The organism is Nocardia pseudovaccinii, from assembly GCF_050942345.1.
Taxonomy (GTDB): domain Bacteria; phylum Actinomycetota; class Actinomycetes; order Mycobacteriales; family Mycobacteriaceae; genus Nocardia; species Nocardia pseudovaccinii.
The window spans coordinates 8,478,923-8,498,839 of sequence record NZ_CP192074.1 but is presented as its reverse complement, the minus strand read 5'-3'; the positions used below and the strand labels follow the sequence as shown (position 1 = coordinate 8,498,839).

The 19,917-nt window shown below is 66.3% G+C and carries 18 protein-coding genes; 10 read left to right on the top strand and 8 right to left on the bottom strand.

What is annotated here, in order from left to right:
- Positions 1-9 precede the first annotated feature (9 nt).
- Genes glgB through ACQPZ2_RS38360 form a run of 3 tightly spaced genes read right to left on the bottom strand, consistent with a single transcriptional unit; the run spans position 10 to position 4,882 of the window.
- Positions 10-2,166: a 1,4-alpha-glucan branching protein GlgB gene (gene glgB / locus ACQPZ2_RS38370; protein WP_433522878.1), complete on the bottom strand. Its 2,157-nt coding sequence runs from the start codon at positions 2,164-2,166 to the stop codon at positions 10-12.
- A complete protein-coding gene (locus ACQPZ2_RS38365; RefSeq protein WP_433522877.1) occupies positions 2,163-4,169 on the bottom strand; it encodes a maltotransferase domain-containing protein in 2,007 nt (668 codons plus the stop codon). The genes glgB and ACQPZ2_RS38365 overlap by 4 nt, the downstream gene beginning before the upstream one ends.
- Before the next feature lie 38 nt (positions 4,170-4,207).
- Complete coding sequence (locus ACQPZ2_RS38360; RefSeq protein ID WP_433522876.1) at positions 4,208-4,882, bottom strand: LysE family translocator; 675 nt, start codon at positions 4,880-4,882, stop codon at positions 4,208-4,210.
- Positions 4,883-5,071: 189 nt separating this feature from the next.
- Between ACQPZ2_RS38360 and glgP the strand changes: the two genes are divergently transcribed.
- Positions 5,072-7,642 carry an alpha-glucan family phosphorylase gene (gene glgP / locus ACQPZ2_RS38355; RefSeq protein WP_433522875.1) on the top strand — a complete coding sequence of 857 codons (2,571 nt, stop codon included), beginning with the start codon at positions 5,072-5,074 and terminating at the stop codon, positions 7,640-7,642.
- A 15-nt stretch (positions 7,643-7,657) separates the two neighbouring features.
- On the opposite strand, the gene ACQPZ2_RS38350 is transcribed toward glgP, so the two are convergent.
- Positions 7,658-8,344 carry a hypothetical protein gene (locus ACQPZ2_RS38350; protein ID WP_433522874.1) on the bottom strand — a complete coding sequence of 229 codons (687 nt, stop codon included), beginning with the start codon at positions 8,342-8,344 and terminating at the stop codon, positions 7,658-7,660.
- A gap of 216 nt (positions 8,345-8,560) precedes the next feature.
- Between ACQPZ2_RS38350 and ACQPZ2_RS38345 the strand changes: the two genes are divergently transcribed.
- Together ACQPZ2_RS38345 and ACQPZ2_RS38340 are read left to right on the top strand one after the other, a co-directional pair.
- Positions 8,561-9,922, top strand: a complete 1,362-nt coding sequence (locus ACQPZ2_RS38345) for an NCS2 family permease (protein WP_433522873.1) — start codon at positions 8,561-8,563, stop codon at positions 9,920-9,922.
- Between the two features lie 111 nt (positions 9,923-10,033).
- Positions 10,034-10,579, top strand: coding sequence for a DoxX family protein (locus tag ACQPZ2_RS38340; RefSeq protein ID WP_433522872.1), 546 nt, complete (start codon positions 10,034-10,036; stop codon positions 10,577-10,579).
- Here ACQPZ2_RS38340 and ACQPZ2_RS38335 read toward each other — a convergent pair.
- The 3 genes from ACQPZ2_RS38335 to ACQPZ2_RS38325 form a co-directional block, all read right to left on the bottom strand.
- Complete coding sequence (locus ACQPZ2_RS38335; protein WP_433522871.1) at positions 10,563-11,300, bottom strand: methyltransferase domain-containing protein; 738 nt, start codon at positions 11,298-11,300, stop codon at positions 10,563-10,565. The genes ACQPZ2_RS38340 and ACQPZ2_RS38335 overlap by 17 nt on opposite strands.
- 194 nt (positions 11,301-11,494) lie before the next feature.
- Positions 11,495-13,543: an ATP-dependent DNA helicase gene (locus ACQPZ2_RS38330; protein ID WP_433522870.1), complete on the bottom strand. Its 2,049-nt coding sequence runs from the start codon at positions 13,541-13,543 to the stop codon at positions 11,495-11,497.
- A gap of 123 nt (positions 13,544-13,666) precedes the next feature.
- Positions 13,667-14,233: a nicotinamidase gene (locus tag ACQPZ2_RS38325; RefSeq protein ID WP_063044710.1), complete on the bottom strand. Its 567-nt coding sequence runs from the start codon at positions 14,231-14,233 to the stop codon at positions 13,667-13,669.
- Between the two features lie 116 nt (positions 14,234-14,349).
- Between ACQPZ2_RS38325 and ACQPZ2_RS38320 the strand changes: the two genes are divergently transcribed.
- Positions 14,350-14,613, top strand: a complete 264-nt coding sequence (locus tag ACQPZ2_RS38320; RefSeq protein ID WP_433522869.1) for a hypothetical protein — start codon at positions 14,350-14,352, stop codon at positions 14,611-14,613.
- On the opposite strand, the gene ACQPZ2_RS38315 is transcribed toward ACQPZ2_RS38320, so the two are convergent.
- Positions 14,543-15,841 carry a nicotinate phosphoribosyltransferase gene (locus ACQPZ2_RS38315; protein ID WP_433527631.1) on the bottom strand — a complete coding sequence of 433 codons (1,299 nt, stop codon included), beginning with the start codon at positions 15,839-15,841 and terminating at the stop codon, positions 14,543-14,545. The two genes, ACQPZ2_RS38320 and ACQPZ2_RS38315, sit on opposite strands and share 71 nt — an antisense overlap.
- A gap of 120 nt (positions 15,842-15,961) precedes the next feature.
- Here ACQPZ2_RS38315 and clpS point away from each other — a divergent pair, with 120 nt between their 5' ends.
- The 6 genes from clpS to ACQPZ2_RS38285 all read left to right on the top strand — a co-directional run bounded on the left by clpS (position 15,962) and on the right by ACQPZ2_RS38285 (position 19,834).
- Positions 15,962-16,282: an ATP-dependent Clp protease adapter ClpS gene (gene clpS / locus ACQPZ2_RS38310; RefSeq protein ID WP_040687186.1), complete on the top strand. Its 321-nt coding sequence runs from the start codon at positions 15,962-15,964 to the stop codon at positions 16,280-16,282.
- A gap of 23 nt (positions 16,283-16,305) precedes the next feature.
- Positions 16,306-16,875 carry a DUF2017 domain-containing protein gene (locus ACQPZ2_RS38305; protein WP_364355678.1) on the top strand — a complete coding sequence of 190 codons (570 nt, stop codon included), beginning with the start codon at positions 16,306-16,308 and terminating at the stop codon, positions 16,873-16,875.
- A gap of 9 nt (positions 16,876-16,884) precedes the next feature.
- The gene (locus ACQPZ2_RS38300; protein ID WP_433522868.1) at positions 16,885-17,961 is read left to right on the top strand and encodes a P1 family peptidase; all 1,077 of its coding nucleotides are present in this window, start codon (positions 16,885-16,887) and stop codon (positions 17,959-17,961) included.
- 173 nt (positions 17,962-18,134) lie between these two features.
- Positions 18,135-18,557, top strand: a complete 423-nt coding sequence (locus ACQPZ2_RS38295; RefSeq protein WP_040687189.1) for a Mov34/MPN/PAD-1 family protein — start codon at positions 18,135-18,137, stop codon at positions 18,555-18,557.
- 33 nt (positions 18,558-18,590) lie between these two features.
- Positions 18,591-18,863 carry a MoaD/ThiS family protein gene (locus ACQPZ2_RS38290; RefSeq protein WP_387292356.1) on the top strand — a complete coding sequence of 91 codons (273 nt, stop codon included), beginning with the start codon at positions 18,591-18,593 and terminating at the stop codon, positions 18,861-18,863.
- A gap of 8 nt (positions 18,864-18,871) precedes the next feature.
- Entirely contained in the window at positions 18,872-19,834 is a 963-nt protein-coding gene (locus ACQPZ2_RS38285; RefSeq protein WP_433522867.1) for a PLP-dependent cysteine synthase family protein, read from the top strand.
- Positions 19,835-19,917: the final 83 nt, after the last annotated feature.

The following is a 19,917-nucleotide window of genomic DNA, read 5'->3' as shown; positions in this document are numbered from 1 at the left end:
GCTCGCCCCTTATGTCTCCGGTGCCAGCCAGATCGCGGTGTTCGGGGCCAGCGCCACGGTGGCCGATGCCGGTCGACCGTGCCATGGCTCGTCGGTCGCTTCGACACCGCCCAGGTTTCCGATGCCGGAGCCGCCGTAGTCGGCGGCGTCGGTGTTGAGGATTTCGCGCCAGGTGCCTGTGCTCGGCAGGCCGACGCGGTATTCGCCGTGCACCGAGCCGGAGAAATTGAAAACGCAGGCGATCACCGAACCGTCGGAGCCGTAGCGCAGGAAGGCGATCACGTTGTTTTCGCGATCGTCGGCCTGCACCCAGGAGTAGCCGCCGGGGCTGGTGTCCTGACTCCACAGCGCGGGGTGGGCGCGGTAGACCGCGTTCAGATCCCGGACGGCAGCCGTAATGCCCTGGTGCAGTGGGTTTTCCAGTTCGTGCCAGTCCAGGCCGCGGTCGTGTGACCATTCCCGGAACTGGCCGAAATCCTGGCCCATGAACAGCAATTGCTTGCCGGGATGCGACCACATGTAGGCCAGCAGTGCGCGCACGCCCGCCGCCTTGGCGAAATCGTCGCCGGGCATTCTGGTCCAGAGGGTGCCCTTGCCGTGCACGACCTCGTCGTGGCTGATGGGCAGCACGTAGTTCTCACTCCACGCGTACACCAGCGAGAAGGTGATCTCGTTGTGATGCCAGGAGCGGTGGATCGGATCGCGCCCCAAATAGCCCAGGGTGTCGTGCATCCAGCCCATATTCCACTTCATGGTGAAGCCGAGTCCGCCGACATCGGCGCCGCGGGTGACGCCGGGCCAGGTGGTGGATTCCTCGGCGATGGTGACGACGCCGGGATGGTGGCGGTGCACGGTTTCGTTGAGGTCCTGCAGGAAGTCGACGGCCTCCAGGTTCTCCCGGCCGCCGTGCACATTGGGTTCCCATTCGCCGTCGGCGCGTGAGTAATCCAGGTACAGCATGGAGGCGACCGCGTCGACGCGCAGTCCGTCGATATGGAATTCCTCGATCCAGTACCGCGCATTGGCGACCAGGAAGTTGCGCACCTCGTTGCGGCCGAAGTCGAAAATATAGGTGCCCCAGTCGAGTTGCTCGCCGCGGCGTGGGTCGGCGTGCTCGTAGAGCGCGGTGCCGTCGAAGCGCGCGAGCGCCCATTCGTCGCGGGGGAAGTGCGCGGGCACCCAATCGAGCAGGACGCCGATGCCTGCCGCATGCATGCGGTCGATGAAGGCGCGGAAATCGTCGGGGGAGCCGAAGCGTGCGGTGGGTGCGTAGTACGACGTGACCTGGTAGCCCCAGGAGCCGCCGAACGGGTGCTCGGCGATCGGCAGCAGTTCGATATGGGTGAATCCGGCCGCGCGCACGTAATCGGCGAGCTGATCCGCCAATTCACGGTAGCCCAGGCCGGGCCGCCAGGAGCCCAGGTGCACTTCGTAGACACTCATCGGAGCGCGAGTGGGGTCGGTGCGTGCGCGGGTCGAAACCCAGTCACCGTCGGACCACACGTAATTACTTTCGGTGACCACCGATGCCGTCGCGGGCGGCAGCTCCGTCGCGAAGGCCAGCGGATCGGCGTGATCCACGGTGCGTCCGTCCGCGCCGTGCACCCGGAACTTGTATCTGGTGCCGACGCCGACCCCGGGTACGAAGACCTCCCATACCCCGGAAGACCCGAGCGAACGCATCGGTGCGGTACTCCCGCTCCAACCGTCGAAATCCCCGATCACGGTGACACCCCGGGCATTCGGTGCCCAGACGGCGAACGAGGTCCCGTCCACCTCGCCGTCGAGGGTGGTGTAGTGACGCGGGTGCGCGCCGAGCACATCCCAAAGGTGTTCGTGGCGGCCCTCGCCGATGAGATGCAGGTCCAGCTCGCCGACGGTGGGCAGGAAGCGGTAGCCGTCTGCGCTGATGATCGTCTGTGCGCCTTGGTAATTGGTGACGATGCGGTAATCCATCAGGTCCGGATGTGGTATGACACCGGCGAAAATGCCGTGCCCCAATGACTTCAGCGGATGGTCGACGCCGCCGACCCGGGCGAACACCGTATCGGCATGTGGGCGCAGCACCCGCACGATCGTGCCGTCTGGATGCGGGTGCGCGCCGAGCACGGTATGGGGATCGGTATGGGTGCCCGCCGCGAGCAACATCAGATCGCGACGCTTCATCGAAATGTCCTCCGGAACGCCAGTTCCGCGCGCGCCTGCTGCGATACGGCGGGCAGCGTGAGAATGTGGGCGACCGCGCCGGCCGGATCCAGCCGCACGTAATTGGTCTGCGCCCAGTGGTATTCCTCGCCGCTGACCTCGTCGAACACCACCGGATGGTCGTGCCATTCGCGGCCGATGGCGGGCAGGTCGAGCGAGATCATGCCCCATTCGGCCGCATAGGGATTCAGATTCACCACGACCAGCACCGCGTCACCGCTGACCGGATCGACCTTCGAATAGGCCAGCAGTGCGTCGTTGTCGACGTGATGGAAGTGGATGCAGCGCAACTGCTGCAGCGCCGGATGCGCGCGACGGATCTCGTTGAGCCGAGTGATCCACGGCTCCAATGATTCTCCGCGCGCGAGCGCCTCGGCGAACGGGCGCGGGCGCAGCTCGTACTTCTCCGAATCCAGGTATTCCTCGCTGCCCGGACGCACCGCCTGATGCTCGAAGAGTTCGAATCCGGAGTAGACACCCCAGGTCGGGGCCATGGTCGCGGCCAGCACCGCGCGGATGGCGAACATGCCGGGCCCACCATGCTGCAGGCTCTCGTGCAGGATGTCGGGAGTGTTGACGAACAGGTTCGGTCTGGCCTCGTCGGCCTTGGCGGCCAGTTCGTTGCCGAATTCGGTCAGCTCCCATTTGGCGACGCGCCAGGTGAAATACGTGTAGGACTGGCTGAATCCGCGGCGGGCCAGACCATAGAGCCGGGCCGGTCGGGTGAACGCCTCGGACAGGAAGATCACATCTGGATCGGTGCGCCGCACGGTCGCGATCAGCCATTCCCAGAAATCGGCGGGCTTGGTGTGCGGGTTGTCGACGCGGAAGATCTTGACGCCCAAGCCGATCCAGTGCCGGACTACACGCAGCACCTCCGCGTACAGTCCGTCCGGATCGTTGTCGAAGTTGACCGGGTAGATGTCCTGGTACTTCTTCGGTGGATTCTCGGCGTAGGCGATGGTGCCGTCCGGGAGCGTGGTGAACCACTCCGGGTGCGCGGCGACCCACGGATGATCCGGTGCACACTGCAGCGCCAGGTCGAGCGCGACTTCGAGGCCGAGTTCGGCTGCGGTGGTGACGAATTCGGCGAAGTCGGCGGCGGTGCCGAGTTCCGTATGAATCGCGTCGTGCCCGCCATCCTTCGACCCGATCGCCCACGGGGAGCCGACGTCACCGGGTTCGGCGGCGAGCGCGTTGTTGCGGCCTTTGCGATTGATCTCGCCGACCGGGTGGATCGGCGGCAGATAGACCACATCGAAGCCCATGCCCGCGATGCGCGGCAATTCCTTTGCGGCGGTGGCGAAAGTGCCGTGGATCGGGTTGCCCGCGGCATCACGGCCGCCGGTCGAGCGCGGGAAGAACTCGTACCACGAGCCGTACAGTGCGCGTTGACGTTCCACCAGCACCGAGTGCTGCGGGCCGCGAGTGACCATGTCCCGTAATGGCGTATCGCGCAGGATCTCCGCGACCTCCGCGCTGAAGGCGGGGGCGACCCGGGCGGGCAGCTGTTCGTCGGCGCGCAATGCCGTCGCGGCGGCGCGCAAGCGCTCGAACTGCTTCTTGGGCACCGCCTGCGCGGCGCGTTCGAACAGCCGGGCGCCGAGCTCCAGGTCATTGGCGAGGTCGGCGGCGCTCTGCCCGACGGCGAGCTTGGCCTCTACCGCCGCACGCCAGGTGGCGATCGGATCGCTCCAGCCCTCGATGCGGTAGGTCCACGTGCCGGGCAGGTTCGGTACGAAGGTGGCATTGAAGACATCCGGCTCGTAGTCCGGCGTCATGCGAATGCGGGTGATCCGCGTAGAGCCGGGGCCGCGCACCGCGAGCGTGGCGGAGACGGCGTCGTGTCCCTCGCGCCAGACCACGGTTCGCACCGGAAACACCTCGCCGACCACGGCCTTGGCCGAACTGTTGTTCAGCCATATCGAAGGGGCGGTGTCATCGATGGCGATGCGGCCGGTCACGTCGACCAACCTACCGGGTGCGGGTCGGGTGGACGGGATCAGCGTGCGTCGGCCGCCAGACCGAGACCGAGTGCGACCAAGATCGCGCCGAGCGTGCGCTCCACCCGCTGCCGGATTCCGGTTCGCCGCAGCCAGGTCCCCGCGCGGTCCGCCGCCAGCACGATGCCGATGCACCAGGCGGTATCGATGACCAGCTGGATACCCGCCAGGATCAACACGGTCGGCAGCACCGGACCGCTCGACGGCAGGAACTGCGGCAGGATTGTCAGGCCGAAGACGGCCGCCTTCGGATTCGCCGCGATCGAGATCAGTGCGGCGCGAAACGCCGAACCTGGGGTCCGGCCGGTGGGCAGCAGCTTGGTCGCCAGGGGATGGCAGCCGGCGGGGCGGGTAAGCGCTGTGCTGCCGAATTCGTCCGTACCGCGGGCGCCGCGCCAGGCCTGCACACCGAGCCAGATCAACACCAGCGCCCCGATGACGTGCACCGCCGTATTCATGAACCGGTTCGCGACCAGCAGCACAGACAGACCTGCGCCACCGGCGAGCGTCCAGCCGAACACCCCGATCTCGTTTCCGGCCACCGCCGCCAGCCCGGCCGCGCGACCGTCGCGCACTGCGCGCTGAAGGAACAGCGCCGTCGCCGGTCCGGGTAATGCGGCCAGAATGAGGCAGGCCAGCAGGAACTGGGGGAGCACATCGATCCAGTGCGGCATCAGCCGATGCTCTCATTCACGCGGGTTCGCCGCGAATGATATTCCGGCGCGATTCAGTAGCGACCGCGGCAGTTCCTGTGGTTCGTCGCGTCTGCTCCGGTTGCTCGGTAGCAGACCCGCGGCGGCCTCGATGGGTGCCGTGGCCCGCTGGAGCCACCAGGTGCTGCGGCATTGGGTAGGGTTCGGTTGGTGAAGGCACTCCGTCGTTTCACCGTCCGTGCCCATCTGCCCGAGCGTTTGGCGGCCCTGGGCGAGCTTTCCACGAATCTGCGCTGGTCGTGGCATTGGGCTACCCAGGATCTGTTCGCGGAGCTCGATCCCGAGCTGTGGCGCGAGCTCGGCCACGATCCGGTGCGCATGCTGGGTGAGGTGCCCGCGGCCCGGCTGGACGAGCTCGCCGCCGATGCGGACTACATCGGGCGAGTGGACGCCGTCGCCGCGGATCTGCGCGACTATCTGACGCGGCCGGGCTGGTTTCAGCGGCAGACCGATGAGCCGGTGCACGGCATTGCCTATTTCTCGATGGAGTTCGGCGTCACCGAGGTCCTGCCGAACTATTCGGGCGGCCTCGGGATTCTCGCCGGTGATCATCTGAAGTCCGCATCGGATCTGGGACTGCCGCTGATCGGCGTCGGATTGCTCTACCGCTCCGGCTATTTCCGGCAGTCGCTGACCGCGGACGGTTGGCAGTCCGAGCACTATCCGGCGCTGGATCCGCAGGGGCTGCCCTTGCGGCTGCTGACCACCGAAGGTTCGCCGGTGTTGATCCACGTGGCCATGCCCGATCAGCGGGTGCTGCGGGCGCGGGTGTGGATCGCGCAGGTCGGGCGGGTGCCATTGCTGCTGCTGGATTCCGATATCGCCGAGAACGATCCGGAACTGCGCGCGGTCACCGACCGGCTCTACGGCGGTGATCAGGACCATCGGATCAAGCAGGAGATCCTGGCCGGTATCGGTGGCGTGCGGGCGGTGCGCGCCTATACGCGCGCCGCGGGTGTGCCGGATCCCGATGTGTTCCACATGAACGAGGGGCACGCCGGATTCCTCGGCGTCGAGCGGATCCGTGAATTCGTCTCGGCCGGACTGGATTTCGACACCGCGCTGACTGCGGTGCGGGCCGCTACCGTGTTCACCACGCACACGCCGGTACCCGCCGGTATCGACCGGTTCCCGATGCCGTTGGTGCGCAGGTACTTCGGCGGTGGCCACGGGGAATCCGAATCCGCCATGCTGCCGGGGCTTTCCGTCGACCGGATCGTCGCGCTCGGTCGTGAAGCAGATCCGTCCGTATTCAATATGGCGCATATGGGCTTGCGACTCGCCCAGCGCGCCAACGGTGTTTCCAAACTGCACGGCGAGGTGAGCCGCGACATGTTCGCGCCCCTGTGGCCCGGCTTCGACGCGACCGACGTGCCGATCGGTTCGGTGACCAATGGTGTGCACGCCCCGACCTGGGCGGCGCGCGAATGGTTCGACAAGGCACGCGAGCACATCGGTCCCGAGCTGGTCGAGGAGGCGCGTGGTTGGGAGAAGCTGCGCGATTTCGACCTGGGTGAATTGTGGTCGACCCGGAATGCCTTGCGCGCCACCCTCGTTGCCGAGGTGCGCCGACGGGTTCGCGCGTCCTGGTTGGAGCGCGGCGCGGCTTCGGCTGAATTGGGATGGGTCGATAGCGTTTTCGATCCGAATGTGTTGACCGTCGGTTTCGCGCGCCGGGTGCCGACCTACAAGCGGTTGACCCTGATGCTGCGCGATCCGCAGCGCTTGCGTGCGCTGCTGCTGAATCCCGATCGGCCGATGCAACTGGTCGTCGCGGGTAAGAGTCATCCGGCCGACGATGGCGGCAAGGCGCTGATTCAGCAGGTCGTTCGGTTCGCCGACGATCCGGAAGTGCGTCATCGCATCGTCTTCCTGCCCGATTACGACATGTCGATGGCCCGCTACCTGTACTGGGGTTGCGATGTCTGGCTGAACAATCCGCTGCGTCCGCTGGAGGCCTGCGGCACCTCGGGTATGAAGTCCGCGCTGAACGGCGGGCTCAACCTCTCCATCCGCGACGGCTGGTGGGACGAGATGTACGACGGCGAAAACGGTTGGGCCATACCGACCGCCGACGGCGTCTCCGATGAACACCGCCGCGACGACCTCGAGGCCGCCGCCCTCTACGACCTGTTCGAACGCACCGTCGCACCGCGCTTCTATGACCGCGACGGCTCCGATATGCCGGTGCGCTGGGTCGAGATGGTGCGTCACACCCTGCAAACGCTCGGTCCGCAGGTGCTGGCCTCCCGCATGGTTCGCGACTATGCCGTCGAGTACTACACCCCCGCCGCATCGGCCGGTAAGCGCGTGAGCGCCGACGAATTCGCCGGTGCCCGAGCGGTTTCGGAGTATCGCCGCCGGGTCGAGGCCGCCTGGCCCTCGGTCAAGATCATCCAGGTCGACAGCGCGGGCCTGCCCGACACCCCGGTCATCGGCGCCGAACTCTCGCTCGCCGCCCGCATCGACCTCGCTGGCCTCACCCCCGCAGACGTCACGGTGCAGGCGGTACTCGGCCGAGTCTCACCGACCGACGACCTCTCCGACACCACCATCTTCCCGATGACCCACACCGGATCCGACTCCGGTGTAGACCTTTTCACCGTCGAAACCCCAGTCCCCCTGTCCGGCGCCGTCGGTTACACGGTCCGGGTCCTGCCCCGCAACGAACTACTCGCCAGCGACGCCGAACTGGGCTTGATAATCGCCCCGAACGGCTGATGTCGAATCCGGGACCTACTCGGAGCTCAGTTGGACCAGGCCTTTCGGGTCCCAGGGCAATGGTCCGGTCGGGAAGCTGAAGCGGAGCATTCGGTGGGGCGCGGCGGCGTCGAAGTGCAGGGTGAAGGCGGGCAAGATGCCGTGGATCACCTTGTCGAGTAGGCCGTTGATGTGGGCGAAGCTGGGTTTGGCTTTGACCTGCCAGGCGTCGAATTTGCCTGCGGGGACGTCGATGGTGGTGCGCTTTTCGACTTTGACCTCCACGGGCCAGTGGATCGAATAGGCGAGCCAGAGGTTGATGGTGGCCTTGGCGCCCTTGGTGAAATCCAGGCCGCGGAAGGTGGTGGCGCCGCCGAGCAGTGAGGTCAGTGGGCTGGGGAACGGTTCGACCTTGCCGCCGAACTGCAGGTGTGCGGTGCCTTCGAAATTGCCGTCCTCACGGCTGACCAGGGTGTCGCCGAGTTTGCTCTCCGCGACATAGCTGCGCGTGGAGAGCGTGCCGCCGGTGCGGTCGAAGAACTGCTCGACGCTCATGGTGAAGTTGTTCGCCATCTCGACCGTCAGCTGGGTGCGGTAGGCGTCGTCGCCGTGGTGTTCGACCAGGGAAGACACCTGGTACCGGATCGGGTCGTCGCCGACGGTCGCCACATACTGGGACAGCTCGCCGTCGGCAATGCCGGGATCGCGAAAAGTGTTGCGCACGTTTACTTCCCCTTGAGTGTTTCGGTCCGCCGATTCGAGCACCATTGCTTGCGAGACGTCGTGCGAAGCAAAGGTAGATCAATCTGTCTGAGATGGCTACCGTGACGCTGCTCACGAAAACCTGATACCTGCTGATGGGCCGGGTTCTCGAGTGCAGTGAATTGTCGGCTACCGTGCCCTGGCACGCCTGTACTCGTTTTTCGACTGGAGAGCTTCATGGTCACCGACGTTCTGACGCGAACCCGAGGACGCCTCGACGCGTACTTCGGCATCAGTTCGAACGGTTCGACCATGAAGCGTGAGTTGATGGCCGGAACCATCACCTTCCTCGCCATGTCCTATGTGCTCGCCGTGAATCCGTCGGTGCTCGGCGACGAGGGCGCGCTCGGTGCCAAGGGCATTCCCATGCAGGCGGTCTTCACCGCGACGGCCGTCGCCGCGGTCTTCGGCACACTGGTCATGGGGGTGTGGGCCAGATATCCGATCGCACTCGCGCCGGGTATGGGCCTGAATGCCTTCTTCGCCTATTCGGTGGTGCTCGGGATGGGGATCCCGTGGCAGTTGGCGCTGTCGGGAACCTTCCTGTCCGGGGTGATCTTCTTCGTACTCGCGATCACCAAGGTGCGCGAACGCATTCTCAATGCGATTCCGATGCAGATGAAGCTGGCCGTCGGCGCGGGCATCGGCATGTTCGTCGCATTCCTCGGTCTGAAGAACGCGGGCATCGTGGTCAATAGCGAGGCCACCCTCGTCACTCTCGGCGACTTCACCAAGGGCACCACGCTGCTCGCGCTGTTCGGTCTCGTGATGACCGTGGTGTTCCTGGTCATCGGCTGGCACGGGGCGGTGCTCTACGGCATCGTGCTCACCGCCATCGCGGGCGTCATCAGCGGTCTGGTCGATCTGCCCAACGGTGTCGTCGCGATGCCGAAGGGCCTCGAGCACACCTTCGGTCAGGCCATCATCCATCTGCCCGACGCGTTCACCGGGCAGATGGCCGTCGTCGTTCTCACCATGCTCTTCGTCGACTTCTTCGACTGCTCCGGCACCCTTATCGGCGTCGCCAACCAGGCTGGACTGCTCGACAAGGACGGCAAACTGCCGCGCGCGGCCAGTGCACTGGCCGCCGACTCGGTGGGCACCATGGCCGGTGCGGTCATCGGCACCTCGACCACCACCGCCTATGTCGAATCGACGGCGGGTGTCTCAGCGGGCGGCCGGACCGGTATGACCGCTGTGACCACGGCGGGCTGGTTCCTGATCGCCATGTTCTGCTATCCGATATTCGCGGTGGTCGCCGGTTCGGCGGCCATCACCGCACCCGCGCTGATCGTGGTCGGCGTGCTGATGGCCCGCGCGCTCGGCGAGATCGATTGGAATCGGCTGGAGTACTCGACTCCGGCCTTCGTCACCGTCGTCATGATGCCGCTGACCTACTCCATCGCCAATGGACTGGCGATGGGCATGCTGTTCTATCCGATCGTCATGGTCGCGAAGGGGCGCGTCAAAGAGGTGCATCCGGCGATGTGGGCGCTGATGGTGATGTTCCTCGGATATTTCTTCTTCCTCGCGGAATAAGCCTCGCCTATCGCGCGGTTGGGCTGAACTGTGGGATAATCGGACCGCAGTCCGATTCATTGCCGAGGCTAAAGAGCCATTGTTCATACCGATGCGCGGATGAGGACCAGCATGACTTCCAACGGCACACTCGAACGCCCCACTCATCCGAGTGGCGTGACTCTCGACAACTCCGCCGCCGATATCGGCCTCCTGGTGCTGCGCGTCGTCTTCGGCGGCCTGCTCGCGGCGCACGGCTCACAGAAACTGTTCGGCTGGTTCAGTGGCCCGGGTTGGCGCGGCAACGCCTCCTCCTTCGACTCCATGGGCTACAACCCCGGAAAACTGTTCGGCACCCTCGCCGGACTCAGCGAATTCACCGGCGGCCTCCTGCTGGTGCTCGGCCTGCTGACGCCGCTGGCCTCGGCCATCGTGCTCGGCACCATGATCAATGCGATCAATGCGACCTGGGGCGGCGGCCTGCTGACCGGTAAGGGCTATGAAATGCCCTTGCTGTTCGCCACCGTCGGCGCGGTTGTCGCATTCACCGGGCCCGGCAAGTTCTCTATCGACCACGGGCGTCCGTGGCAGCGGCAGGGCTTTGTCTGGGGCGTGGCGGCGATTGTGGTGGCCGTGATCGCGGCTGTCGTCACATTGATCCTCAAGTGGACGCTCTGATCTGTCGTTTCCACGTATGGTCCCGGTTCGAGTGCAGGACCAGAACCGTGGTCGCGCCGTGGTGGAACTCGTAGGCCGTCTCCCGGAGCGACGAGCGGATTCCCTTGTCGTGCAGTTCTTTTCGCAGATGCGCGACCAGATCGTCTTGGCGTGCGCCGGTGTGATCGACCAGTGGATACAGGCGAGTCTCGCCTGCGGACACTCGGGAGAGTTCGAGCAGGGACGCCAGATGGAAATCCGGATCGAGGCGGTCGGCGTAGGTGAAGAGCAGATGTGAGCTCAGGACCAGATCGAAACTGTTGTCGGGGAAGGGAAGCGACGGCAATAGCGCCGCGACGTACCGATCGCGATGCGCGGTGAGGTCGGCGCCGAAGCGGGCCGCCGCGGCCAGGCGTATCGCTCGGTGCTGTTGCGGATCGCCGTAGAAGTCCCACCGATACCGGTCCAGATGTGCTGTCGCCCAAATGTTTCCGCGATCGGTCTCGGAGACCGCGAGGGTGCGCAGTCGCTCCGCGGGTTGGGCGTAGATCGGATCCGCCGCGATGACCGTGGCCCCGAGTTCACTCGCCTCGGCGGTGAAACTTGCTGCGCCGCCTGGACAGTCGAGTAGGCGTCCGCTGAGGTCGGCTTCGGTGAGTGCGAAGATCGCACGGTATTCGGCCAAAGATCTTGCGCTGATCAAGAATTCGCCGAGAGTGTCGATATCTGGCTGGTGCGTCATTGGGAAACGGTCTCATGGGTGGACCGGCGGTGACAGGGATTTGTGGTGTCCCCGCGCCGCGTGCAGGGCTTGGCGCGGGGACTCGCCGATACATCCGGTGTGGGAATTGGGGTTCCACCGAAGTATCGGTTCTCAACTTACTTCTGCCTGGAAACATTGGAATGCTTTGTGAGTGGTCTCACAGGTTCGCCAGCTCAGGCGCTTGCGGCGGTCAGCCGACGCAGTGCTTTGGTGACGACTTCGGGATCCGAGGTCTCCCAGTACGGCGGCAGTGAGGCCCGCAGATAGCCGCCATAGCGTGCGGTCGCCAAACGAGAATCGAGGATCGCTACGACACCCCGGTCGTCGACGCTACGCAAGAGCCTGCCGGTGCCCTGGGCCAGCAGCAGCGCGGCGTGATTGGCCGCGACGGTCATGAAGCCGTTGCCGCCGCGCGACTCGACGGCCCGCTGTCGCGCGGTCAGCAGCGGATCGTCAGGGCGTGGGAACGGGATCCGATCCAGGATCACCAGACTCAGTGACGGACCCGGCACATCGACGCCCTGCCACAGCGACAGCGTGCCGAACAGCGAAGTCTCGGGGTCGTCCGCGAACTTGCGCACCAGCGCGCCGGTTGCGTCGTCCCCTTGACACAAAACGGGCGTATTCAGCCGCTCGCGCAGTGCGTCGGTGGCCGCGCGTGCGGCGCGCATCGAGGAGAACAGCCCGAGCGTGCGCCCACCTGCAGCGCCGATCAGCCGCTCGATTTCGTCGAGGTAGGCCGGTGCCAGACCGTCTCGGCCGGGCGCGGGCAGATGCTTCGCGACGTACAGGATGCCGGATTTGGCATGGTCGAACGGCGAGCCGACGTCGAGCGAACTCCAGCGCACGGTCTCCGCGTCCGAGGGCGCCTGGGCGCCGTTGGCGGTTGCGGTATCGCTGCGGTTGGCCGATTGCGCGGGCAGGCCCCAGGTGATGGCGAGTCCGTCGAAGGAGCCGCCGATCTGCAGGGTGGCCGAGGTCAGCACGACGGTGGCGGTGCCGAAAAGTCTGCTGCGCAGTAGTCCGCCCACCGACAGCGGCGCCATCCGCAGCGTGCGCCGGGTGACGCCGCGGATCTCGTCGGCGGCGAGCCAGATGACATCGTGACGCTTGGCCGGATCGGATTCGTCGAATGCGGTCGCGGCGCGTACCGCGCTGTCGTGCACCTCATCGATGGCGGCCAGCGCCTGGGTGCGGGCGGCGGCGCTTTCCGGATCACCCTGTGCGGTGGTGCCGCCGCCCTGTGGCGCGAGAGCGGTGCGGGCATTCCAGGCGGCATCGCGGACCAGCGCCAGCACCGGCGCGATGCCGTCGGGCAGTGCGTCCCAGCGGGCGGCGGGCAGTTCGTCGAGCACCGCGTGCCAGGCCTCTGCGGCCTCCTCGAGCCGGTCGACCTCCTGTTGGTCGATGAGTTTGGCGCAGCGCCGTGCCGCGGCGCTGATCGCCGATGCGGCCAGTTCGGCGGTGGCGACGCCGGTGACCCGATCGACCAATTCGTGCGCCTCATCGATCACGACCACATCATGTTCGGGCAGCACCTGGATGCCGCTGATCGCATCGATGGCGAGCAGGGCGTGATTGGTCACCACCACATCGGCCTGCGCCGATTCCGCCCTGGCCAATTCGGCGAAGCAGTCCTGGCCGAACGGGCAGCGCGACTTACCGAGGCACTCCCGCGACGACACGCTGACCTGCCGCCAGGCCCGATCGGTGACACCGGGCGCGAGCTCGTCCCGGTCGCCGGTTTCGGTATTGGAGGCCCATTCGTTGAGCCGCTGCACCTCCCGGCCCAACCGCGAGATGGCGAATGCGTCGAAGAGTTCCGCCTCCGCGGGCTCGTCCGGAATCACGCTATTGATCTTGTTCAGGCACAGATAGTTATTGCGCCCCTTCAAGATCGCGAATTTCGCCTCCCGGCCCAGCGGTTTGCTCAGCGCCTCGGCCAGCCGCGGCAGATCCCGGTCGACGAGCTGACGCTGCAGCGCGATCGTCGCCGTCGACACCACCACGGTCCGGCCGGTGCGCACCGCGTGACGCAGACTCGGCACCAGATACGCCAGCGATTTTCCGGTCCCGGTGCCCGCCTGCACCGCGAGGTGTTCCTTGGTATCGATGGCGTGATCCACCGCGGCCGCCATCGTCACCTGCCCGACGCGCTCCTTCCCGCCGAGCGCGCGCACAGCGGTGGCCAAAAGCTCGGGGACGGGCGGCAGTTCGGGCACGCGACGAGCCTACTGCTTGGGACCGACACCGATCACCGCCCGATCGGATCCTCGGCCCGCTTCGCACACCTTCCATGCGCGAACCCGGCGTGTCCTGCGGCAGGTCGGGGCGGGCGGTTTGCGTCAGCGAACGACCGAACCCTCGATGTCGACTCCCGCCGTGCGCATGCGGTCGAGTGCGGCGGCGGTCGTGTCGGGTGCGACGCCCGCGGTGAAGTCCAGCAGCACCCTGGTGTCGAAACCTTCGATGCGGGCGTCCAGTGCGGTCGCGCGGACGCAGTGGTCGGTGGCGATGCCGACGATGTCGAGTTCATCGATGGCGCGCTCGCGCAGCCAGTCCGCCAGGCCGGTGCCGTCCTCGGTGGCGCCTTCGAAACCCGAATAGGCCGCGGAGTATTGGCCCTTGGAGAAGATCTCCTGGATCTGCTCGGTATTCAGGGCGGGATGGAAATCCGCGCCGGAGGTGCCGACCCGGCAGTGCGGCGGCCAGGTATCCACATAATCGGGGTGTTCGGAGAAATGGCCGCCGGGATCGATGTGGTAGTCGCGGGTGGCGACGACCGCACTGTAATGCGCGGAGTTCAGGTAGCCGGTGATGCGCCGGGCGACCGTGGCCCCGCCGGTGACGGCCAGCGATCCGCCCTCGCAGAAATCGTTCTGCACGTCGACGATGATCAACGCTCGGTTCATGTCGACCTCACTTTCCCACGATCTGAGCACCGAGGCTGTAAACACTCGGCACCTGTCTGTGGATTACATTGTGCCGCCTGATCGATCGGGCGGGCTACGAACACTCGGAGGTCCAGGTGAGCAGCACCGTCAGAATCTCGATCGCTTTCTTCATCGGCTATACGGCCTATCTCGCCGTCGACTTTCTGCTCGGCAACCGACCCGACGAGGCCGTCGATTGGGTACTGCTGGTGCTCAGGGGCGTCCTGATCGTGCTGGTAGCCGTCTCCGTCGTGGAATGGGCGAACCGACGCAACGCCGCAGCCCGGGTCAATTCACAAATGTCGTCGGAATCGCAGGTTCCCCAGCCGACAGTTTCAGGCCCTCCCACGGCAGGCTGACCAACCCGCGCGCCACCAACTTGCGACTGTCCGCGAGGGTGGGCAGTCCATCGACCGGTTCGCCACCGCGCACCAGCGGTGCCAGCAGCTCGCGAACCTCGAATCCGTTTGCGGCGGGCTGGTTTCCGGCGGCCGGGTAGACGATCTCCTCGACCACGGTGCCGGTCCGGCGGGACAGCCGAATCGCCTTCTTGGTGCCGCCGCGCGACTCCTTGTGGCTGCTGCGTTTCGCGACCGGCAGCCCGTCTACCTCGACCAACTTGTAGACCATTCCGGCGGTAGGCGCCCCGGATCCGGTGACCAGCGACGTCCCGACCCCATAGGCGTCCACCGGTTCGGCGCGCAGTGCGGCGATCGCGTACTCGTCCAGATCGCCGGAGACCACGATGCGGGTCTTGGTCGCGCCGAGTCCGTCGAGTTGGTCGCGCACCTGCCTGGCCAGCACGCCGAGATCACCGGAATCGATACGCACACCGCCCAATTCGGGCCCGGCTATCTCGATTGCGGTCGCCACCCCCTGGGTGATGTCGAAGGTGTCGACCAGCAGTGTGGTGCCGATGCCGAGCGCCTCGATCTGGCCGCGGAACGCGGCCGCCTCGTGCGCACCGTCCGCGGCGCTGTGCAGCAGGGTGAACGCATGCGCGCTGGTGCCCGCGCCGGGCACGCCGAAGCGCCGCACGGCCTCCAGATTGGAGGTGGCGTCGAAGCCGGCCAGATATGCGGCGCGCGAGCAGGACGGTGCGGCGAGTTCGTGAGCGCGGCGCGAGCCCATTTCGATCATCCGGCGACCGTCGGCCGCGCTCACCATGCGGGCGGCGGCCGAGGCGATCGCGCTGTCGTGATTGAGGATCGACAGGGCCAGGGTCTCCAACAGGACGCATTCGGCGAAGCTGCCGCGCACCGAAAGAATCGGGGAGCCCGGGAAATACAGCTCACCCTCCGGATAGCCGTCGATATCGCCGGTGAAGCGGTAGTCGCGCAGCCAATCGATGGTCTTCGAGGAGTCCAGGAAACCGGCCGCGATCGCGAGCTCCGATTCCTCGAAACGGAAATGCGCCAGCGCGTCGACGAGTCGGCCGGTGCCCGCGACAACGCCGTAGCGGCGACCATTCGGCAAGCGCCTTGCAAACACCTCGAAGGTGCAGCGGCGGTGCGCCGAGCCGTCGCCGAGGGCGGCCGCGAGCATGGTCAGTTCGTACTGATCGGTCAGCAGTGCGGTGCTGCGCATGTCCACGCAAGCCACTGTAGACAGCCGTGGCGGGCATGATAGGCCGGTGTGGCCGGGGCGTCCGTCGATTCCTGGTGCGCGGGTGTTGTGTATCCGGAGTCGAGTCGTACCCTGAGTGTTATGGCCTTGTGCGAAGTGAACGCGACACTGTCGGCGGCACAGGCGACTCCGGAGGCGGTCGAATACACCGAGATCCTGGAGGCCGAGGACCGTCCGTGGGTGACGGTCGTCTGGGATGATCCGGTCAACCTCATGCACTACGTCGCCTACATCTTCCAGAAGCTGTTCGGCTACAGCAAAGCGAAGGCGACCGAATTGATGCTCAAGGTGCACAACGAGGGCAAGGCAGTGGTGTCGTCGGGTTCGCGGGACAAGATGGAACAGGACGTGCGACGGCTGCACGCCGCGGGACTCTGGGCGACCATGCAGCGGGACGACTGACCGGTACGACTACCCTGACGTCAGTGCGTAAGTGGAGCCGGAAGAACTCGCTGAGCGGCCTCAAATTGCGATCCGAAATGGACGCGCGTGAGGCGAGCGTACTGCGGTCCCTGGTCGGCGCTGTTTCCGGGCTGCTGACCGAGCGGGCCGAATCCGCACCCGATGATGAGCTCGCCGAGCTCACCGGGCTGCGTAGCGGCAATACGACCCCGCCCGATGATCCCCGGCTGCACCGATTGCTCCCGGATTTCCACCGGAGTGAACCGGGCTCTCCCGACGCCGATCGCGCCGATCTCAACAGCGCGCTGCGCGGCTTACACGAGCCGGAGATCATCGATGCCAAATTGGCGGCCGGATCGGTGGTACTGAATACGGTGCCGACCGACGGCGGGAAGATCGTCCTGACGCCGGAGCAGGCCGACGCCTGGTTGACCGCGCTGACCGATGTGCGGCTGGCATTGGGCACGGTGCTCGGAATCGATGCCGAGACACCGGATCACCTCGAACCCGACGATCCGCGTGGGCCGCATCTGGATGTTTATCACTGGCTGACTTGGATGCAGGATTCCCTGCTGCAGGCCCTCGCGCCCTGACGGTTGATCGTGACGAACAGCCAGGAGAATGTGCAAGCGGGACAGCGGAATTCGCTCACCGATGTGCCCAGCCTGCTGGTCGGGCATCATCATGTGCTCGATCCGGATGCGACGTTGGGTTCCGGCGCGGCGACCGGCTGTACCGTCGTGCGCGTACCCGGCGGTGCGGTCGCCGCGGTCGATGTGCGCGGCGGCGGACCGGGGACCAGGGAAACCGATCTGCTCGACCCGGGCAACACTGTGCGCCAAGTGAATTCGATTCTGCTCACCGGCGGTAGCGCCTACGGACTCGCGGCCGCGGACGGCGTAATGCGTTGGCTGGAGGAACATCACGAGGGCATACCGATGGATCCGGCCGACCCGAGCCGGGTGGTGCCCATCGTCCCCGCCGCGGTGATCTTCGATCTTCCGGTGGGGGACTGGCGAATTCGACCGACCGCCGACTTCGGCTTCCTGGCGGCCGAAGCTGCGGCGGAGGAGTTCGAGCGCGGGTGCGTCGGCGCGGGCGTCGGTGCGCGTGCCGGTTCGATCAAGGGCGGCGTGGGGACCGCGAGCGTCGTGCTCGGTGCGGGTGCCGCCGCGGGCGTCACGGTGGCGGCGCTGGTCGTCGCCAATCCGGTCGGCTCGGTCTTCGATCCGCGTACCGGCCTGCCATGGGGCGTCGGGACCGAAGGCCCCGAGGTATTCGACCTGTATCCCGCGACGCCCGAGCAACTGGCCGTGGCCAACGCCCTCCCGGTCAAGGGCACCGTTCTCAACACGACCATCGGTGTGGTCGCCACCGACGCACCTCTGGACCCCGCCGGTTGCCAGCGTATGGCCACCACCGCCCATGACGGGCTCGCCCGCGCCATCCGTCCCGCGCACTCACCCCTCGACGGTGACACTCTCTTCGCACTGTCCACCGGCACCGCCGAAATCACCGCCGCCCCGATGCCGCCCGCCTTCCCGTCCGACCTGCTGGTGCTGGATGAGGTCTGCACCGCGGCGGCGGTCTGCGTCGAGCGCGCCATCGTCGACGCGATCCTTTCCGCCCACTCCGTGGCAGGCATCCCTGCCTACTCGGACCTCTTCCCGCGCTCCTAGCGGGTTCCCGTACCGACATGCCGGGCGGAATCCGCGAAAGTGTGCGGGAGCGTTGGCAACAGCGCCGGGGAGGGTACCGGCCGACAGGCGGGCGGGAATAGCCGAATATTCTGGGTCGTTGTCGGGTGCGATAGGTCGGCAGCGGATATGCCGAATGCGGAAGGGTTTGACTCGTGCTGGTGATCAGGACCGACCTGGTGGAGGCGATGGTGGCGCACGCGCGCGCCGATCACCCGGACGAGGCCTGCGGCGTCATCGCCGGTCCGGAGGGTTCGGATCGGCCGGAGCGGTTCATCGCCATGGTCAATGCCGAGCGCTCGCCGACCTTCTACCGGTTCGATTCCGGTGAACAGCTGAAGGTGTGGCGGGCGATGGACGATGCCGACGAGACCCCGGTGGTGATCTACCACTCGCATACCGCCACCGAGGCCTACCCGAGCCGCACCGATATCTCCTACGCGTCCGAGCCGTTCGCGCATTATGTGCTGATCTCCACCCGCGATCCCGAGCAGCACGAGTTGCGCAGCTACCGGATCGTGGACGGTGAGGTCACCGAGGAGCCGGTCCGGATCGTCGATGCGTACGAGACCGTTTAGTACCCCTATGTTCGTCGAATTCGAGGAGTTCCCATGCCGGTAACCGTGTCCATCCCGACCATCATGCGTGGCCTTACCGGAGGCGAGAAGCGCGTCGACGCGCAGGGCTCGACCCTGTCCGCGCTGATCGACAACCTCGACGCCAACCATCCGGGCCTCGCGGAGCGGCTGCTCAAGGACGGCAAGCTGAACCGCTACGTCAACATCTACGTCGACGACGAGGATGTGCGCTTCGCGGGCGGCCTCGAGGCGGAGGTGCCCGAGGGCGCGAGCGTCACCATCCTGCCCGCCGTCGCTGGAGGCTGATCGACCCCGTGGCGCGCTACGAATCGCTGATCGCGACCCTCGGCAACACCCCGCTCGTCGGGCTGCGCAACCTGTCCCCGCAGTGGGACGGTGACAATCCGGTGCGGCTGTGGGCCAAGCTCGAGGACCGCAACCCGACCGGTTCCATCAAGGACCGGCCGGCCCTGCGGATGATCGAACAGGCCGAGGCCGACGGCCTGCTGACGCCCGGCTGCACGATCCTGGAGCCGACCAGCGGAAATACCGGCATTTCGCTGGCCATGGCGGCCAAACTCAAGGGCTACCGGCTGGTGTGCGTGATGCCCGAGAACACCTCGGTCGAACGCCGTCAGCTGCTGACCATGTTCGGTGCGGAGATCATCGATTCCCCGGCCGCGGGCGGTTCGAATCAGGCGGTCGCGCTGGCCAAGCAGATCGCGGCGGAGAATCCGGACTGGGTGATGCTGTACCAGTACGGCAATCCGGCCAATGCCTTGGCGCACTACGAGACCACCGGCCCGGAGATCCTCGCCGACCTGCCCGAGATCACGCATTTCGTCGCGGGTCTCGGGACGACCGGCACGCTCATGGGGACCGGTCGCTTCCTGCGCGAGAAGGTGCCCGGCATCGAAATCGTCGCGGCCGAACCGCGCTACGGCGAACTCGTGTACGGACTGCGCAATATCGATGAGGGCTTCATTCCCGAGCTCTACGACGAGTCGGTGCTGACCACTCGCTTTTCGGTAGGTCCCTTCGATGCGGTGAAGCGCACGCGCGAGCTGGTATTGGAAGAGGGCATTTTCGCGGGCATTTCGACCGGCGCGATTCTGCATGCGGCGCTCGGTGTCGCGCGCAAATGCGTGCGTGCGGGCACGCGGGCGGATATCGCCTTCGTGGTTGCCGACGGCGGGTGGAAGTACCTGTCCACCGGCGCGTACGACGGAACTCTCGAAGAGGCCGAGGAACGCCTCGACGGCCAGCTCTGGGCCTGAGTTCATCGGCCGCTGGGTCGCGATAGGCCCGGTACGCTCGAAGGAGCGGGCCCTCGCGCGCCGAGGTCTCGCTCCACGAGGAG

What these genes read in the sequence shown, in the direction of transcription:
- glgB (WP_433522878.1), bottom strand. Translation starts at nt 2,166, where the DNA reads ATGAAGCGTCGCGATCTGATGTTGCTCGCGGCGGGCACCCATACCGAT.
- ACQPZ2_RS38360 (WP_433522876.1), bottom strand. Translation starts at nt 4,882, where the DNA reads ATGCCGCACTGGATCGATGTGCTCCCCCAGTTCCTGCTGGCCTGCCTC.
- ACQPZ2_RS38345 (WP_433522873.1), top strand. Translation starts at nt 8,561, where the DNA reads ATGGTCACCGACGTTCTGACGCGAACCCGAGGACGCCTCGACGCGTAC.
- ACQPZ2_RS38340 (WP_433522872.1), top strand. Translation starts at nt 10,034, where the DNA reads ATGACTTCCAACGGCACACTCGAACGCCCCACTCATCCGAGTGGCGTG.
- ACQPZ2_RS38335 (WP_433522871.1), bottom strand. Translation starts at nt 11,300, where the DNA reads ATGACGCACCAGCCAGATATCGACACTCTCGGCGAATTCTTGATCAGC.
- ACQPZ2_RS38325 (WP_063044710.1), bottom strand. Translation starts at nt 14,233, where the DNA reads ATGAACCGAGCGTTGATCATCGTCGACGTGCAGAACGATTTCTGCGAG.
- ACQPZ2_RS38315 (WP_433527631.1), bottom strand. Translation starts at nt 15,841, where the DNA reads ATGCGCAGCACCGCACTGCTGACCGATCAGTACGAACTGACCATGCTC.
- clpS (WP_040687186.1), top strand. Translation starts at nt 15,962, where the DNA reads ATGGCCTTGTGCGAAGTGAACGCGACACTGTCGGCGGCACAGGCGACT.
- ACQPZ2_RS38290 (WP_387292356.1), top strand. Translation starts at nt 18,591, where the DNA reads ATGCCGGTAACCGTGTCCATCCCGACCATCATGCGTGGCCTTACCGGA.